Here is a 15,443-nt window from a genome sequence, read left to right as displayed (position 1 = left end):
GGTTGAGCGTCTTGGCTGCTGCGTTGATGCAAAGATATAAGCCCACCCACATAAGGTAAATTCAGATATTCTTAGCCCCTGTATAAGCAATCCCTTAAGTGCGGACCAAACTGCACACCACGGGACCATCCAAAGCCGCCCCCACTGCCCATGTCGTCCTTCCTGCGCGCCCTTACCCTTCGCCAGTTGCAGATCTTCGTCACCGTGGCCAGGCACGCCAGCTTCGTGCGTGCGGCCGAGGAACTGCACCTGACCCAGCCTGCGGTCTCGATGCAGGTCAAGCAGCTTGAATCCGTGGTCGGCATGGCGCTGTTCGAGCGGGTCAAGGGGCAGCTCACGCTGACCGAGCCCGGCGACCGCCTGCTGCACCATGCGTCCCGGATCCTCGGCGAGGTCAAGGACGCCGAAGAAGGCTTGCAGGCGGTCAAGGACGTCGAGCAGGGTTCGATCACGATCGGGCTGATCAGCACGTCGAAGTACTTCGCGCCCAAGCTGCTGGCCGGCTTTACCGCGCTGCACCCGGGCGTGGACCTGCGTATCGCCGAAGGCAACCGCGAGACGCTGCTGCGGCTATTGCAGGACAACGCCATCGACCTCGCGCTGATGGGCCGCCCGCCGCGCGAACTGGATGCGGTGTCGGAACCCATCGCCGCGCACCCGCACGTGCTGGTGGCCTCGCCGCGGCACCCCCTGCACGACGCAAAGGGATTCGACCTGCAGGAACTGCGTCACGAGACCTTCCTGCTGCGCGAGCCGGGTTCCGGCACCCGTACCGTGGCGGAGTACATGTTCCGCGACCACCTGTTCACGCCGGCCAAGGTGATCACCCTGGGCAGCAACGAGACCATCAAGCAGGCCGTGATGGCCGGCATGGGCATCAGCCTGTTGTCGCTGCACACGCTGTCGCTGGAGCTGCGCACCGGCGAGATCGCGCTGCTGGACGTGACCGGCACGCCGATCGAGCGCATCTGGCATGTTGCGCATATGTCCAGCAAGCGTTTGTCACCGGCCAGCGAGAGCTGCCGCGCCTATCTGCTGGAGCACACGGCGGAGTTCTTGGGGAAGGAATATGGGGGGCTGATGCCTGGGCGGCGGGTGGCCTGAGGTGGTCCCAGCCGGATTTTCCGCATTGCCCTCGAATAACGCCGACGGCACCTCAGGGTAAGCCAGTCGACATTGATGGAGCTATGCGCCAGACCTGAACGTGGCGTTATTCCAGGTCTAGCGGCAAGCAATGGAGCTTCAGAACTTCAGATAGCCGTTCAAGCAGACCGTGTCGGCACTTGCAGAATTGCGGCTGTAGGCGCTACGTTGCCAACTCAGGACAGCGCCCGCCTGCGGGGTGCCGAATCCGACCTGGGGACCTGCGGTGATCGGGACTTCGTGCGATGGCCATCGCCAAACGCTGCAGCCCCGTTCCGTTTGTCGTCGGTTAGCTGTGTCGCCAGATAGCCGCCGATTCCGACCAGCCACATTTTTCCGATGTGGTAGTTGATCCCGTAGTCCGGCACTGATCGCTACTCAATCCACCGCTTGATGGCATCGGCCATGACGTTCGCCGAAATTCCATAGCGATCGTGCAATGTGGGCAGCGCCCCGGCATCCAGGAACGCGTCCGGCAATCCCACCTGCCGAAACGGCACAGAGATGCCAGCTTGCATCAGCGTCGTCGCGACCGCTTCCCCGAGGCCGCCGATTACGGTGTGATTCTCGGCGACCACCACCAGGCGCCCTTTTCGCCTGGCCTCGCGCAGGATGGTCTCGGTGTCCAGCGGCTTGATCGTCGGCACGTGCAGCACCGCCACGCCGATGCGGTCGGCCTCCAGCGCCCTGGCCACCTCCAGCGCGCGCATGGTCATGATGCCCGACGAGATCACCAGCACTTCGGCGCCGTCGCGCAGCAGCTTGGCCTTGCCCAGCTCGAACTTGTAGTCGTACTCGTCAAGCACGACCGGGACATTGCCGCGCAGCAGGCGCGCGTACACCGGACCGTTGTGGGCGGCAATGGCCGGCACCATCTGCTCGATGTCGATGGCATCGCACGGGTCGATCACGGTCATGTTGGGCATGGCGCGCATCAGCGCCAGGTCTTCCGCGGCCTGGTGGCTGGGGCCGTAGCCGGTGGTCAGCCCGGGCAACGCGCAGACGATCTTCACGTCGAGGTTGTCTTCGGCGATGGCCTGGTGCATGAAATCATAGGCGCGCCGCGTCGCAAACACTGCATAGGTGGTGACGAAGGGCTGCGCACCCTCATGGGCGAAGCCGGCGGCGGCGCCCATCAGCAGCTGCTCGGCCATGCCCATCTGGTAATAGCGCTCCGGGAAGGCCTGGGCAAAGAGATGCAAGTCGGTGTATTTGCCCAGGTCGGCCGTCATGCCGATCACGTCCTGCTTGTGCCGGCCCAGTTCTACCAGCGCGTGGCCGAACGGGGCCGATCTGGTCGCCTGCCCTTCCCCGGCGATGGAGGCGATCATCGCCGAGGTCTTCAGCTTCGGCTTGGCGTTGGTGGTTGCGTTGGTCTTGTTCATGCTTGTCTCCCGGCTTCCAGGGCCTGCAGTGCGAGTTGCCATTCGTGGGCATCCACGCGGATAAAGTGGTTCTTCTCGCGCTGTTCGAGAAACGGCACGCCGCATCCCATGCGCGTATCGCAGATGATCATGCGCGGCTGCGCGCCGCGGTGCTCGCGCGCTGCGCGGAAGGCAGCGGCCACGGCGTCGATGTCGTTGCCGTCCACGCGCAGGGTGAACCAGCCGAAGGCTTCCAGCTTGGGTACCAGGGGCTCGAACGCCATGATCTGGGTGGAGGGCCCGTCAGCCTGCTGGTTGTTGACATCGACCACGGCGATCAGGTTGTCCAGCTTCCAGTGGGCGGCGGACAGAATGCCTTCCCAGATCGCACCCTCATCCAGCTCGCCGTCAGAGAACAGGGTGTAGACGAAATTGTCCGAGCCCTTGCGCTTAAGCCCCAGGCAGCGGCCCACCGCAATGGTCAGGCCCTGCCCCAGCGAGCCGCCGGACATCTCCATGCCGGGCGTGTAGCTGGCCATGCCCGACATCGGCAGGCGGCTGTCGTCGCTGCCGTACGTCTCCAGCTCTTCGGCAGGCAGGATGCCGGCTTCCAGCAGCGCTGCGTACAGCGCGATGGCGTAATGGCCGTTGGACAGCAGGAAGCGGTCGCGCCCTTCCCATTCGGGGTCTTCGGGGCGGTAGCGCATGGCGTCGAAGTAAGCCACGGCGAGCACGTCGGCGATGTCGAGTGCCTGGCCGATGTAGCCCTGGCCCTGCACTTCGCCCATCAGCAAGGCGTTGCGGCGGATGCGGTAAGCGCGTTCCCGCAAGGACATGGCCTTGTCGGTGGTTTGGTGTTGCATGGTGTCTCCTGCAAGCAATGGATCGGAATTCAGGGAAAGGGGTATCAGCGGTTCACGCTCCTGGCCGGGACCAGGAACACCAGCATGGCGCCGAACACCACGGTGGCCGAGATAAACACCAGCCCGGCGGTGGACTTGCCGGTCAGGTCGTTGAGCCAGCCCACGATGGCGGGCGAGAAGAAACCGGCCAGGTTGGCGACGCAGTTGACTGCGGCAATCCCGGCTGCGGCGGACATGCCGCCCAGCAGCGCGGTAGGCAACGCCCAGAACTGCGAGGACGAGGCCAGGATGCCGGCCGCGGCGATGCACAGGCACACCAGCGATGCGCTGACACTGCCCAGCATCGGCAGGATGGCGAACCCGGCGGCGGCAGTGACCATCGGCACGATCAGGTGGAAGCGGCGCTCGCGGCGGCGGTCGGCGCTCATGCCGACCAGCGGCAGCGCCACGATGGCGCACAGGTACGGCAGCGCGGTGTAGATGCCCACCCACAGCGGATCGGCCACGCCGGCCTTGCGAATGATGGTGGGCAGCCAGAAGGTCAGGCCGTACTGGCCCAGCACCACGCAGAAGTAGATCCCGGCCATTAGCCACAGCCGACGGTCGCTCATGAAGGACCGGATCGACATGTGTTCCATCTTCTGCGCGTTGTCGCCTTCGATATTGCGCCTAAGCAGCGCCTTCTCGGCGTCGGTGAGCCAGTGCGCCTGGTCGATGCCGTTGTCCAGATAGAACAGGATGGCCACGCCCAGGAACAGCGACGGCAGCGCCTCGATCAGGAACAGCCATTTCCAGCCGGCCAGGTCGCCCACGCCGTGGAAGGCATGCATGATGTAGCCCGACAGCGGCCCGCCCACGATGCCCGCCAGCGGGATCGCCATGAAGAACAGGGACAAGGCCTTGGCGCGGCGCTCCGACGGGAACCAGTAGGTCATGTACAGGATCACGCCAGGCGCAAAACCGGCTTCGGCCACGCCCAGCAGAAAGCGCAACGCATAGAACTGGGTCGGCGTGGTGACAAAGGCAAAGCAGGCCGAGATCACCGCCCAGGTCAGCATAATGCGCGCCAGCCAGCGCTTGGCACCGACCTTGTGGAGGATGACGTTGCTCGGCACTTCAAAGATGAAATAGCCAAGGAAGAAGATGCCGGCGCCCAGGCCGTAGATGGTCTCGCTGAACCGCAGGTCGCTGAGCATCTGCAGCTTGGCAAAGCCGACATTGACCCGGTCCAGGTAGGCGCCCAGGTAGCACAGCATCAGGAACGGGATCAGCCGCTTCACCACCTTGGCGTAGGTGCGGGTCTCGAAGGTGGCGGAATCGGCGTGCAGCGTCGCTTCGCCGCCCATGGGCGAAGCCGCGTATTTGGTCTTCATCGGTTGTCTCCTGCCTGGTGGCGCCGCGCTGCGGCGCACCGGCTGTCAGGTGTTCCGCCTCTGTGGGCGGCTTGACTTGAATTTAGTTCACTGAGTCGCTGAATCGGCGGACTAGTGGATCAGCATGCCGCCGTTGACGTCGAGCGTGATGCCGGTCAGGTAGGCGGACATGTCGCTGCCCAGGAACACGCAGGCATTGGCCACGTCGGCGGCATTGCCCAGGCGGCCCAGCGGGATGCCCTTGATGATGTCGGCGCGTATTTCCGGGGTCAGCTTGTCGCCGGTGATGTCGGTCTGGATCAGGCCCGGCGTGATCGCGTTGACGCGGATGCCGTCCGGCCCGAACTCGCGTGCCATCGCGCGCGCCAGTCCCAGCACGCCGGCCTTGGCGGCGCTGTAGTGCGGGCCGCCGAAGATGCCGCCGCCGCGCTGCGCGGACACCGACGACATGCAGACAATGCTGCCGCGCTTCTGTTCGCGCATCTGCGGCAGCACGGCCTGCGACATGTACAGGGTGCCGCGCAGGTTGACGTCCAGCACGGCGTCATAGTTGGCGGCCTGGATATCCAGCGTGCGCACCGGTTGGGTGATGCCGGCATTGTTGACGAGCGCGTCGATGCGCCCATAGCGCTGCAGCACGGCCTGCGCCGCACGTTCGCAGGACGCCTTATCCGTCACATCGCAGGCCAGACCGAGGTGCTGGTCGCCCAGTTCGCCAGCGGCAGCCTGAGCGTCTTCGAGCCGCAGATCCAGAATGACCACGGTGGCGCCCTGGGCGGCAAATGCCTTGGCGGTGGCCTTGCCGATACCGCGCGGGGAGGCGGCGCCCGTGATCATGACTACGTTGTTCTCGACCAGCATCTTTGTCTCCTTTGACATTGGATTTGATGGGTCGAGTTTTGTCGCTGGCGGCGTTCCGATCAACGCGGTCTGCCTCAGGTATTGCTGAGAAATTTTCAGGGAATGGCGGGAGGAGCTTCAGGTCAGGCGCCGCTGGCGGCACTTTCCTGCCCCGGATTGTCGCCTGTGGCCCTCAGCCCGGCGCCGGCAGCTGGCGCTCCATCCAGGCCAGGAAGCGCGCCACGCGCGGCAGGTCGGCGTTCTGCGCGGGATAGACGAGATGGTGACTGCCAACCTCGATGGCATGGGAGTCGTCGAACACCGGCACAAGGGAACCCTTACCGATCAGAACCGACGCCAGCAGCGTGCTTTCCAGCGCCACCCCAAGCCCCAGTGCCGCTGTTTCGAGCGACATATACGAGCGGTCGAACGTGAAATCGAACGTCTTGTGGGCGGCCGGGATGCCGAATCTGGCAAACCATTGCTGCCATTGGACCAGCGGGGTCTCCGAATAGATGAGGCGGTGCGCGAGCAAATCGGCCGGTGACGATATCGGATGCTTTTCAAGATACGCCGGCGAGGCGAGCGGCGCTATGGTTTCCCGGCGCAGGGTTTTGACCTGGATATCGCGCCAATGTGCGTAACCGTGGCGGATGTCCACATCGTAGTACCCGCTCGTAAAAGAAACGTCCTCATAGGAGCAGGACAGATTCAACTGGATATCGCCATTGTCTGCCTGGAACGATTCCAGTCGCGGCAACAGCCACATCAGCCCGAAGCTGGGGCTCGAATGGACCCGGAGGATCTCGACGTTCGCCGGGCTGGAAGCGCGCTCGGTCGCGCGATTCAGGTCAGCAAGCACACCCGTGATGTCCCTGAGGTACTGCTCACCCACAGGCGTCAGGACCAGTCCACGTCCCTGCCGGAAGAAGAGGGCCTGGCCGAGCGCATCCTCGAGATTGCCGATCTGGTGGCTGACAGCGGATGCCGTCAAGCCCAACTCCTCCGATGCCCGGCTGACGCTCTTTGTTCTGGCAACGCTCTCGAAGGCGATGATTGCCTTCACCGGTGGAATCCGCATGGCTGGGGGGATGGCTGGTGGATCGGGCCACAATTGCCCAGTCCGATCCCGGTCATGAACATTCGGGAATTCTACTTCGACTCGATGAAACCTGGGTCCGACACCGGGGCACAGTGCTGGACTTGCAGCGGCGCGTGCCGCCGCTGGATCCATTGACTGTTTTTTTTCGAGGATGTTGGGGATTTTTTACGCATCCCAGCCAACCCTCTAGGGAGAATTGCGAATCCTCTGATCGCCATGAACGATCGAGATGGGAACACTAGAGGCATCACCGAAACAACGGTGATCGGGCGTAGCAACCCGAAACTCGCTAATGGTGTGGCCGCATCATGCGGCCACGTTCGCGCGTCCACGTCTCCTCTGTTCACGGCGGGCCGGGCGGGGCAGCCGTAAGGCTGGCCGGGTGACCGCATTAGCGAACCGGTATTGCTACCCCTGCTGTCAGGCCCGCCACCCTTCGAATGATCGCATCGGGCGGGTCTTCCAACTCTCATAGGAGCTCGCAATGCAAAAACGAACCACGTCGAAACATGAAACCGTGCTGGCCGCCAATCCAGCAGACTGCCTCGAATCGCTCGAGCACATCAGCGCCAGCCTTAGTTGCGTCCTGTCCCTGCTGGAAGTGGAAAGCGAACGTTCCGAGGCGTGCCACGGCATTCATTGCCTGGTGGTCATGATCAAGCTGCGGCTTGATCAGACTGCTGCGGAGCATTTCCCCTCGGACTGAGGCGGATGTCTGGCGCGGCCGCTACGAGGGCAGTCTTGATGGCGGTTGGTCATACTGGAGGGATAACCGCAGCTTCGGCTGCGGTTATTCACTTTGGACGCCTGACACAACGTTGGGCTGGCTGGGCCCGCCCGGCCTCGCCCGCGAGCAGGATGCCCGAGAACTAGCTTTCTCAGTGGCCGGTGCTATCTTTTAATATCGGCGCCCCGGCCAGCCACGGCGTCGGTTTGCCCACCCGCCGTGATCGACGGGCCGCTGAGCGCCGACCTTAGGCGGCACGAGCGCCTGAGGCAAAAGTCTGGCCACGGCGCAGCAACGATGAAAGAGGAAGGTGAATTATGAAGATGCTACTCACAGTCGAATTCCCTCATGAGCCCTTCAACTCCCTCGTCAGAGGCGGGAAGGCGGGCGAGATAATTGGGCGTATCCTGGAAGCGATCAAACCGGAAGCGGTGTACTTTACTGAGCAAGACGGAATGCGCTGCGGGGTCTTCCTGATCAACGTCGAAAATCCATCCGACGTTCCTGCTTTTGCGGAGCCCTTCTTTCTCAACTTCCAGGCCAACTGCAAGTTCCGCATTGTGATGAGCCAGGAGGATCTGCAAAAGGCTGGTCTGGAGGAACTAGGGAAGAAGTGGGCGTGATGAGCGGTCGGCGAGATCGGTAACGAATAGCCCCCAGACCGCCCCATACTCATTTCCGTTAATGGTATCTAACACTTCTGTCAACACGGAGGCCATGCAAGCGGCACGCCGCTCGCATGGCGCCGGTTACGTCCAGTAGCTGCCATTGAAGTAGCGCTGGACACAGCGGCCGTAGTGGGTCGGCAAGCGACGATCGGCTGCCGGACCCGGCCGGGCGTCCGGATGCCGACCGTGAACCGGCAATGGAGACGATGATGGAAAAAGACAATCACCCGAAGCCGTTCTACAGGTCCCTCTACTTCCAGGTCATCACCGCCATTGTCATCGGCGTCATCCTCGGTCATTTCTGGCCGCATGCCGGCGAGGCGATGAAGCCGTTGGGTGATGGCTTCATCAAGCTGATCAAGATGATCATCGCGCCGATCATCTTCTGCACGGTCGTGGTGGGCATCGCCGGCATGGAGGACATGAAGAAGGTTGGCAAGACCGGCGGGCTGGCGCTGCTGTACTTTGAGGTCGTAAGCAGCATTGCGCTGTTGGTTGGCCTGTTGATCATCAACATCGTCAAGCCCGGCGCCGGCATGAACGTCGACGTAGCCACCCTCGACACGAAGGGCATCGCCGCCTACACCGAGCCCGGCAAGATGCAAGGCACGGTCGATTTCCTGCTGCACGTGATCCCGAACACGGTGGTGGATGCCTTTGCCAAGGGTGAGATCCTCCAGGTGCTGCTGTTCGCGGTGATGTTCGGTTTCGCGCTGCACAGGTTCGGCGGCCGCGGCACGTTGGTGTTCGACTTTATCGAGAAGTTTTCGCACGTGCTGTTCACCATTGTCGGCTACATCATGAAGGTCGCGCCGATTGGCGCCTTCGGCGCCATGGCCTTCACCATCGGCAAGTACGGCGTGAGCTCGCTGCTGCAGCTTGGCCAGCTGATGGCGACCTTCTACGCCACCTGCCTGCTTTTCATCTTCGTCGTGCTGGGCACCATCGCGCGGCTGCATGGCTTCTCGATCTGGAAGTTCATCAAGTACATCAAGGAGGAACTGCTGATCGTGCTGGGCACGTCGTCGTCGGAATCCGTGTTGCCGCGGATGATGGCCAAGCTGGAGAACCTGGGCGCCCGCAAGTCCGTCGTCGGACTGGTGATCCCGACTGGCTACTCCTTCAACCTGGATGGCACCTCCATCTACCTGACCATGGCGGCGGTGTTCATCGCCCAGGCGACCAACACCGACATGACCCTGATGCAGCAACTCACCCTGCTCGCTGTGCTGCTACTGACCTCCAAGGGCGCCGCCGGTGTCACCGGGAGTGGCTTCATCGTGCTGGCGGCCACGCTTTCGGCGGTGGGGCATGTTCCGGTGGCGGGGCTGGCCCTGATCCTCGGCATTGACCGCTTCATGTCGGAGGCTCGCGCCCTGACCAACCTGATTGGCAACGGCGTGGCCACAGTGGTGGTGGCAAAATGGACCGGCGACCTCGATGTCGAGCGGATGCACCGCAGGCTTGATGACGAGTCGGACATTGAGGCCGATGAGCCGGAAGTGGTGCTCGACCAGGTCGCGACCCATATGCCGGCCGCCGACACCACGGCGGCCCAGTGAGCGGCACCGCGCAAGCACACATCGCCACCGCGGGCTGTGGCAACTATGGCTCCTGGCGCATCTGGCATGTCGCGCATATGTCGAGCAAGCGTTTGTCGCCGGCCAGCGAGAGCCGCCGCGCCTATCTGCTGGAGCACGCGGCGGAGTTCTTGGGGAAGGAGTATGGCGGGCTGATGCCCGGGCGGCGGGTGGCCTGAGGTTCTCCCGTCCCGTGGCGCCGACTGCCTTCAGGCTTTCCACAATGCGGGAATAGAGTGGTCAACTCAACGGCGTCGCGTCAAATGCTCTGGGAACAATGCGCAACCTTTGGACCACATTCGACCGATAGTCCAGAAACCAGCCTGTCGTCGGGTCGGACCTTCAGGGGCGTCGCTTGTCACCTAAAATATTGTCAAGGTGTTACGTAACCCGGTCACGCCGCCAACGTGAACTTTTGGAGACCGCTAGAACCACGTCTCAATAACTGACTGGTGGTCTATGGTGCTATCACTTCGCTATTTGGGATTCTTGGGAATCTGCGCTTTGTTCACTGCTTGCGGACAGATTCCGTCCAAGCATTCTGCGTGCAGAGCTGATTCCTGTCGCCCTCGGCACGAGCACGAGATGTTGCAATCCGGCGAGGCGTCATGGTATTCGGCAACGTTCCAGGGGCGTCTGACCGCAAACGGAGAACGCTACGATGGCGGCGCCTTGACTGCCGCCCATCGAACATTACCGCTCGGCAGCTATGTGCGCGTCAGATCGTTGGCTACCGGAAAGTCGGTTGTCGTTCGCATCAACGATCGCGGACCATACGTCAAAGGCCGGATTATCGATCTCTCTTACGCTGCTGCGGCGGCCTTGGGTTTGCCAGACGCGCGGTCGATGCACGTGCAGATTGAACGTTGATCGATTGCGGCTGCGGTTCTACACCACTATGCATAGGGATTCCCCGAGGACTTCCACCGCGTCGAGGACAACCCGCTTGCGCAGCGCGGGAGCGTCAAGCCGCCGAAACGCCCGCGAAGTAAGCCCCCGCAAGGGCAATAGGCCGGCGCAATGCCGAACATTTTCGCGGACGCGGCAAACCAGCTGGGCCGTGCCGTCTGCGATAATGCGCCAGGCGCGGCGGCCGGCAATGATCCACGGCCCGCCGGCCGCGCCAGGCACTCCGGAATACGGAATGTAATTTTCAATTTTTCCGAAACCTGGGTTAAATTCAAATGTTATCGAAAGAGTTGAGTGTTGCAGTGGTGCTCCCCGCAGTTTGCCCTCGATAATGATCTGATTTATACAACAAGGAAAAATGAAAGTAAGAGCATTATGCATCGCCTCGCTAGTGTCCTGTCCCACTAATACGTGAGCAAAGTCGGTGCAACTTTTCGAGAATCGAATCGGCAGTAGCAGTCCAGCGAAACGGCTGGCAGTCCGCGTTGTAAGCGGTCACGAAATGATCGATGCGTTGGACCAACTGCTTGACGCTGGTGAATGAGCCGCGGCGGATGGCCTTATCAGTAATCAGGGAGAAGAAACGTTCGACCTGATTGAGCCAGGAACTGTAGGTCGGGATGAAATGCATGTGCCAACGCGGACGCGCTGCCAGCCAGGCCTTGATCTTCGGGTGACTGTGCGTAGCGTAGTTATCGGCAATGCAGTGAATGTCCAGCTCAGCGGGCACGGCCTGGTCGATCTCTCGGAGGAACGACAGGAACTCCTGATGGCGATGGCGCGGTTTGCATCGCGCCAGCACAGCTCCATTCAGGATGTTCAGCGCCGCAAACAGCGTGGTGGTGCCATGACGTTTGTAGTCGTGGGTGACGCCCTCGACGTAGCCGAATCCCATGGGCAGCATCGGCTGCGTGCGCTCCAGTGCCTGGCACTGGCTTTTCTCATCCACGCACAGCACCAGCGCGTTGTCAGGTGGGCTCAGGTACAAGCCCACCACGTCGCGCAGCTTCTCGACAAAGAACGGGTCGGTAGACAGCTTGAAGCTTTCGGTACGATGAGGTTGCAGCCCGAAGAGTTGGAAGTAGCGCTGCACGCTGCTCTTGGAGATGCCGGTCTCGGGCGCGACAGCACGCACGCTCCAGTGTGTCGAGCCGTTGGCCGGCTTCGTATGCAGGGTGGTCTGAATCAATTGCGCCACCCGTTCGTCGTCGACCGTGCGCGGGGCCCCCGGGCGAACGTCGTCATACAGACCGGCGATTCGGCGTGCAATGAAGCGCGCGCGCCATTTGCCGACCGTGGCGTTGCTCATCTTCAGCCGTTCGGCGATCGCGCTATTGAGCTCACCGTCGGCGCTGCTGAGGATGATGCGCGCCCGATTGCTCAACGCAGCAGGCAACGACCGGCTGCGCGCGAACGCCTGCAACTGCGCGCGTTCGTCTTCGCTCAACACCAATTCGGCCTTCGGTCTGCCCGTAATCATCGCGATATCTCCGTTCCCAAAATACCGAAACGGAAAGCAAGACTAATGCCAGTTATTTGCGGGACAGGACACTAGGAGTTGTGGTGCTAACTCAAACATCACTATCCTTCGCGCAAAATGTCAATGGGAAAAATCTCTTTACACAGAGATGTGCCATGTGCCATGGAGCAGATATCAAAGGGACAGGGCCATTGGCCAAGAAAAGCAATCCTCCCACACCTGATCTGACAACCGCCGCTTTCAAAAAACGACTCAATGATTATCCGGGTGTTATTGTTTCATCGGTAATACTTCGTCCAAATGGAGACTTGATTCCAAGAACTTTGCGAGAGAATGGTGTAAGTCTGGCGCCGCACTCTTGGACTGTCCAGGATTTTCGCGATTTAAATAAATACATGAGTGGTGTGATTTCAAAAAGCCGATGATTTTGAGGCAAGAGGCGGATACAGAAGTTTGGTGATCGCGGCCACTTTTCCTTGTGGCCGGCCGAGCTTCTAGTACGGTCAGTCAGACGAGATTAGCCTGGCGTGAAGGGCGGCCCGATGCTGAGTGACTGCTCTTGATTCGAGTCCGCTTACCGACCTGCTTCGGCCGCCCGACGGCGTCTGGCGGGAGCCTGCTGACTTACACCATTGGCAGTTGCCGAACCGGCTTGCCGGTAAGCTGGGCGACGGCATGTGCCACGGCCGGCGCGATCGGCGGCACGGCAATTTCACCGACGCCGCCGGGCTCGGCCGTGCTGGGCACGAGGTGGGTTTCGATTACCGGCGTCTGCGCCATCTTCATCATCGGATAGTCAGGGAAGTTGGTCTGCACGATCCGCCCGTCCTTGATCTGAATCTGGCTGTACAGCGCCGCAGACAGCCCGAAGATAATCCCGCTTTCCATCTGCTGCGCAACGATGTCCGGATTCACCACCGTGCCGCAGTCCACGGCGCAGACAACGCGATGCACGCGCGGCTTTCCGTCCTTGAGCGACACCTCTGCCACCTGTGCCACCACCGAGCCGAACGAGTTGTGCAGCGCGAGCCCGCGCGCACGCGGCGCGCCGTCCGCAGCCGGTGCCGGCGGCTGGTTCCAACCTGCCGCCTGCGCTACGGTGTCGAGCACCTTCAGCTCACGCGGGTGCGCCTTGAGCAAGTCGCGCCGCATCGCTAGCGGATCGAGTCTGGCGGCCGCTGCCACGTCGTTGAGAAAACCTTCCAGGAAGAAGCCGTTGTAGGAGTGACCGACGCTGCGCCAGAATCCGATCGGTACCGGCAAATCGACCACCACGTGCGCAATGTGCTCGTGCTCGATCTCGTATGGCAGGTCGAACAGGCCCTCGGCGGTATAGCGGTCGATGCCGAGCGACGGCGCGCCAAACAGGCGCTCCAGCTCGCCGGCCAGGATCGACTGCCCGGCACTGCGCGAGGCGATGGCCGTTACCCTGCCATTCTCGACGCGCGCCTTCAGCCGTGCGATGGCCTGCGGACGATAGAAGTCGTGGCGAATGTCGTCCTCACGCGACCAGATCACCTGTACCGGGCGGCCCTCGGTCCTGGTGGCGATCGACACGGCCTGGCCGATGAAATCCGACTCCAGTCGCCGTCCGAAGCCGCCGCCAATGAGTGGGATGTCGATATGCACCTGGTCCCGGCTCACACCTGCCGTGCGCGCCGCGACCAGTTGCGCCAGCGTGGCCACCTGGGTGGGCGCCCAGAGTTGCACGCGTTCCCTGGTCACCTGCGCCGTGCAGTTGATCGGCTCCATGGCGGCATGCGCCAGGTACGGCACACTGTATTCGGCCTCGACGATGGTTGCGCCGCCCGTCTTGTCAAAGGCCTTCAGGCCATCGCCCATCGAACGGTACGTGAAACCGCCCTTGTCGCTGTCCAGCGCGCCGACGAGCTGCTGCCGGATGCCCGCGGAATCGAGCGCGGCATGCGGCCCGTTGTCCCAGACCGGTTCGAGTTTTTCCAGGGCCTGGCGTGCCTGCCAGTAGTGGTCGGCCACCACGGCCACGCCCGGTGCGCCGCCCGCCGAGCCGTCGAACGGCACGACATAGCGCACGCCGGGCATGGCAAGCGCCGCCTTCGACTGGAAGGTCTTGAGCTTGCCGCCGAACACCGGACACATGACGAGCGCCGCGTACAACATGCCGGGCGGCCGCGCATCGATGGCAAAGCGTGCGCTGCCATCCGTCTTGCTGGCGATGTCGTTGCGCCGTGCAGGCTTGCCAATCAGCCGGTACTGCGAAGCCGGTTTGAGCATGACGTTCGATGGCGGCGCAATGTCGCGCGCCTTCCGCGCGGCCGCGGAGAAAGGCATCTGCTTGCCGCCCGGGCCAATGAGCTGGCCTTCCCGCACCGTCACCTGTGCCGCCTGCACGCCCCATTGGCGCGCAGCAGCTTCCACCAAGGCGGCGCGCGCGGTCGCGGCGGCCTCGCGCACTGGCTGCCAGCCGTCGGCCACGCTGCTGCTGGCGCCGGTGATGATGAGGCCGATCTCTCGCGTGCTCTTGGCCATGATCCAGTGCAGTGCGCGCGCCCAGGTCTTATCGGCATCGTCCGGATGCAGCGGCAGCGAGCTGTCGCCGATGGTGACGACATTGCCGTAGATGCGCTCGATGGGCGACGACTCGATGCTCACCCTTGCCAGCGGAATATCGAGCTCCTCGGCGGCCAGCATCGACAGCGCGGTGTGGATGCCCTGTCCCATCTCTACCCGTGGCATGGCGAGGATGACATTGCCTTCCGGCGTGATCTTGATCCAGCCGTTCAGGGCAATCTGGCCGGTCGTTTCAGGAAACACCGCGGGATCTCCAAGCCGGCTGCGAGGGGGCATCACGCCCCATCCCACCACCAGCGCACCGCCAAGGCCGAGCGCCCCCAGCAGAAACCGGCGCCTTCCGCGGCGCGGGGTTGTTGGCTTGGCGCTCATGCGCGCCCCTCGCGCAGCGCCTTCGCTGCACGCTTGATGGCGGTACGCACGCGCGGATACGTGCCGCAGCGGCACAGGTTGGTGATGGCGGCGTCGATGTCGGCATCACTTGGGTCTGGCTGTCGGGCCAGCAGGTCCGCCGCCGCCATCAGCATGCCCGACTGGCAGTAGCCGCATTGCGGCACCTGTTCGTCAATCCAGGCCTGCTGCAGCGCGTGGCGCTTGCCCGGCGCGTTGGCCAGCCCTTCGATCGTGGTGATGCGCTTGCCGGCCACCGCCGCCACGGGCAAGACGCAGGACCGCACCGCCGCGCCATCCAGATGCACGGTACACGCGCCACAAGCGGCGACGCCGCAGCCGAACTTCGTGCCCGTCAGGTTCAAATGCTCCCGCAGAACCCACAGCAAGGGGGTGGCCGGATCGCAATCGATGCTGACTGGCTGGCGGTTGACTTCAAGATTCATGTGTTATC

Annotated in this window: 16 protein-coding genes; 7 read left to right on the top strand and 9 right to left on the bottom strand. The window is 62.7% G+C overall.

What is annotated here, in order from left to right:
• The first annotated feature begins 150 nt into the window (after nucleotides 1-150).
• Nucleotides 151-1,104 carry a LysR family transcriptional regulator gene (locus AC07UK_RS13775; RefSeq protein WP_035826742.1) on the top strand — a complete coding sequence of 318 codons (954 nt, stop codon included), beginning with the start codon at nucleotides 151-153 and terminating at the stop codon, nucleotides 1,102-1,104.
• A 215-nt stretch (nucleotides 1,105-1,319) separates the two neighbouring features.
• On the opposite strand, the gene AC07UK_RS13770 is transcribed toward AC07UK_RS13775, so the two are convergent.
• From AC07UK_RS13770 to AC07UK_RS13745, 6 genes are all read right to left on the bottom strand, one after another.
• Nucleotides 1,320-1,511, bottom strand: coding sequence for a transporter (locus AC07UK_RS13770; protein WP_494685789.1), 192 nt, complete (start codon nucleotides 1,509-1,511; stop codon nucleotides 1,320-1,322).
• 6 nt (nucleotides 1,512-1,517) lie between these two features.
• On the bottom strand, nucleotides 1,518-2,528 hold the full coding sequence (locus AC07UK_RS13765; RefSeq protein ID WP_494685790.1) for a transketolase family protein: 1,011 nt from the start codon (nucleotides 2,526-2,528) through the stop codon (nucleotides 1,518-1,520).
• Nucleotides 2,525-3,370, bottom strand: coding sequence for a transketolase (locus AC07UK_RS13760; protein WP_436223366.1), 846 nt, complete (start codon nucleotides 3,368-3,370; stop codon nucleotides 2,525-2,527). Before AC07UK_RS13760 ends, AC07UK_RS13765 begins: the two co-directional genes overlap by 4 nt.
• A 44-nt stretch (nucleotides 3,371-3,414) precedes the next feature.
• Nucleotides 3,415-4,743, bottom strand: a complete 1,329-nt coding sequence (locus AC07UK_RS13755; RefSeq protein ID WP_494685791.1) for an MFS transporter — start codon at nucleotides 4,741-4,743, stop codon at nucleotides 3,415-3,417.
• A gap of 111 nt (nucleotides 4,744-4,854) precedes the next feature.
• Nucleotides 4,855-5,604 (bottom strand): SDR family NAD(P)-dependent oxidoreductase, encoded by a 750-nt coding sequence (locus AC07UK_RS13750; protein ID WP_494685792.1) that lies wholly within the window; start codon nucleotides 5,602-5,604, stop codon nucleotides 4,855-4,857.
• A gap of 172 nt (nucleotides 5,605-5,776) precedes the next feature.
• Entirely contained in the window at nucleotides 5,777-6,664 is an 888-nt protein-coding gene (locus AC07UK_RS13745) for a LysR substrate-binding domain-containing protein (protein WP_494685793.1), read from the bottom strand.
• Nucleotides 6,665-7,169: 505 nt separating this feature from the next.
• On the opposite strand from AC07UK_RS13745, the gene AC07UK_RS13740 reads away from it, so the two are divergent.
• The 5 genes from AC07UK_RS13740 to AC07UK_RS13720 all read left to right on the top strand — a co-directional run bounded on the left by AC07UK_RS13740 (nucleotide 7,170) and on the right by AC07UK_RS13720 (nucleotide 10,530).
• Nucleotides 7,170-7,391 (top strand): DUF1484 family protein, encoded by a 222-nt coding sequence (locus tag AC07UK_RS13740; RefSeq protein WP_153954078.1) that lies wholly within the window; start codon nucleotides 7,170-7,172, stop codon nucleotides 7,389-7,391.
• A 338-nt stretch (nucleotides 7,392-7,729) separates the two neighbouring features.
• On the top strand, nucleotides 7,730-8,035 hold the full coding sequence (locus AC07UK_RS13735; protein ID WP_479942412.1) for a panthothenate synthetase: 306 nt from the start codon (nucleotides 7,730-7,732) through the stop codon (nucleotides 8,033-8,035).
• Between the two features lie 254 nt (nucleotides 8,036-8,289).
• Nucleotides 8,290-9,642 (top strand): dicarboxylate/amino acid:cation symporter, encoded by a 1,353-nt coding sequence (locus AC07UK_RS13730; RefSeq protein WP_494685814.1) that lies wholly within the window; start codon nucleotides 8,290-8,292, stop codon nucleotides 9,640-9,642.
• A complete protein-coding gene (locus tag AC07UK_RS13725) occupies nucleotides 9,639-9,839 on the top strand; it encodes a hypothetical protein (RefSeq protein WP_494685794.1) in 201 nt (66 codons plus the stop codon). The genes AC07UK_RS13730 and AC07UK_RS13725 overlap by 4 nt, the downstream gene beginning before the upstream one ends.
• Nucleotides 9,840-10,245: 406 nt before the next feature.
• Entirely contained in the window at nucleotides 10,246-10,530 is a 285-nt protein-coding gene (locus AC07UK_RS13720; protein WP_436223360.1) for a septal ring lytic transglycosylase RlpA family protein, read from the top strand.
• 427 nt (nucleotides 10,531-10,957) lie between these two features.
• On the opposite strand, the gene AC07UK_RS13715 is transcribed toward AC07UK_RS13720, so the two are convergent.
• Complete coding sequence (locus AC07UK_RS13715) at nucleotides 10,958-12,049, bottom strand: IS630 family transposase (RefSeq protein WP_494685795.1); 1,092 nt, start codon at nucleotides 12,047-12,049, stop codon at nucleotides 10,958-10,960.
• An 80-nt stretch (nucleotides 12,050-12,129) separates the two neighbouring features.
• Between AC07UK_RS13715 and AC07UK_RS13710 the strand changes: the two genes are divergently transcribed.
• Complete coding sequence (locus tag AC07UK_RS13710; RefSeq protein WP_494685796.1) at nucleotides 12,130-12,474, top strand: c-type cytochrome; 345 nt, start codon at nucleotides 12,130-12,132, stop codon at nucleotides 12,472-12,474.
• Between the two features lie 199 nt (nucleotides 12,475-12,673).
• Here AC07UK_RS13710 and AC07UK_RS13705 read toward each other — a convergent pair whose 3' ends face one another.
• On the bottom strand, nucleotides 12,674-14,971 hold the full coding sequence (locus AC07UK_RS13705) for a xanthine dehydrogenase family protein molybdopterin-binding subunit (RefSeq protein WP_494685797.1): 2,298 nt from the start codon (nucleotides 14,969-14,971) through the stop codon (nucleotides 12,674-12,676).
• Nucleotides 14,968-15,435 (bottom strand): (2Fe-2S)-binding protein, encoded by a 468-nt coding sequence (locus AC07UK_RS13700; RefSeq protein WP_494685798.1) that lies wholly within the window; start codon nucleotides 15,433-15,435, stop codon nucleotides 14,968-14,970. The genes AC07UK_RS13705 and AC07UK_RS13700 overlap by 4 nt, the downstream gene beginning before the upstream one ends.
• Between the last annotated feature and the right edge of the window lie 8 nt (nucleotides 15,436-15,443).

The sequence above is a fragment of the Cupriavidus sp. GW821-FHT07C08 genome (genome assembly GCF_059419025.1).
This window is presented reverse-complemented; position numbering and strand designations above follow the sequence as displayed.

Bases quoted from the DNA above. Each gene is read 5' to 3' on its own strand.
- AC07UK_RS13775 (WP_035826742.1), top strand. From the start codon at position 151: ATGTCGTCCTTCCTGCGCGCCCTTACCCTTCGCCAGTTGCAGATCTTC.
- AC07UK_RS13765 (WP_494685790.1), bottom strand. From the start codon at position 2,528: ATGAACAAGACCAACGCAACCACCAACGCCAAGCCGAAGCTGAAGACC.
- AC07UK_RS13760 (WP_436223366.1), bottom strand. From the start codon at position 3,370: ATGCAACACCAAACCACCGACAAGGCCATGTCCTTGCGGGAACGCGCT.
- AC07UK_RS13755 (WP_494685791.1), bottom strand. From the start codon at position 4,743: ATGAAGACCAAATACGCGGCTTCGCCCATGGGCGGCGAAGCGACGCTG.
- AC07UK_RS13750 (WP_494685792.1), bottom strand. From the start codon at position 5,604: ATGCTGGTCGAGAACAACGTAGTCATGATCACGGGCGCCGCCTCCCCG.
- AC07UK_RS13745 (WP_494685793.1), bottom strand. From the start codon at position 6,664: ATGCGGATTCCACCGGTGAAGGCAATCATCGCCTTCGAGAGCGTTGCC.
- AC07UK_RS13740 (WP_153954078.1), top strand. From the start codon at position 7,170: ATGCAAAAACGAACCACGTCGAAACATGAAACCGTGCTGGCCGCCAAT.
- AC07UK_RS13735 (WP_479942412.1), top strand. From the start codon at position 7,730: ATGAAGATGCTACTCACAGTCGAATTCCCTCATGAGCCCTTCAACTCC.
- AC07UK_RS13730 (WP_494685814.1), top strand. From the start codon at position 8,290: ATGGAAAAAGACAATCACCCGAAGCCGTTCTACAGGTCCCTCTACTTC.
- AC07UK_RS13720 (WP_436223360.1), top strand. From the start codon at position 10,246: ATGTTGCAATCCGGCGAGGCGTCATGGTATTCGGCAACGTTCCAGGGG.
- AC07UK_RS13715 (WP_494685795.1), bottom strand. From the start codon at position 12,049: ATGATTACGGGCAGACCGAAGGCCGAATTGGTGTTGAGCGAAGACGAA.
- AC07UK_RS13705 (WP_494685797.1), bottom strand. From the start codon at position 14,971: ATGAGCGCCAAGCCAACAACCCCGCGCCGCGGAAGGCGCCGGTTTCTG.
- AC07UK_RS13700 (WP_494685798.1), bottom strand. From the start codon at position 15,435: ATGAATCTTGAAGTCAACCGCCAGCCAGTCAGCATCGATTGCGATCCG.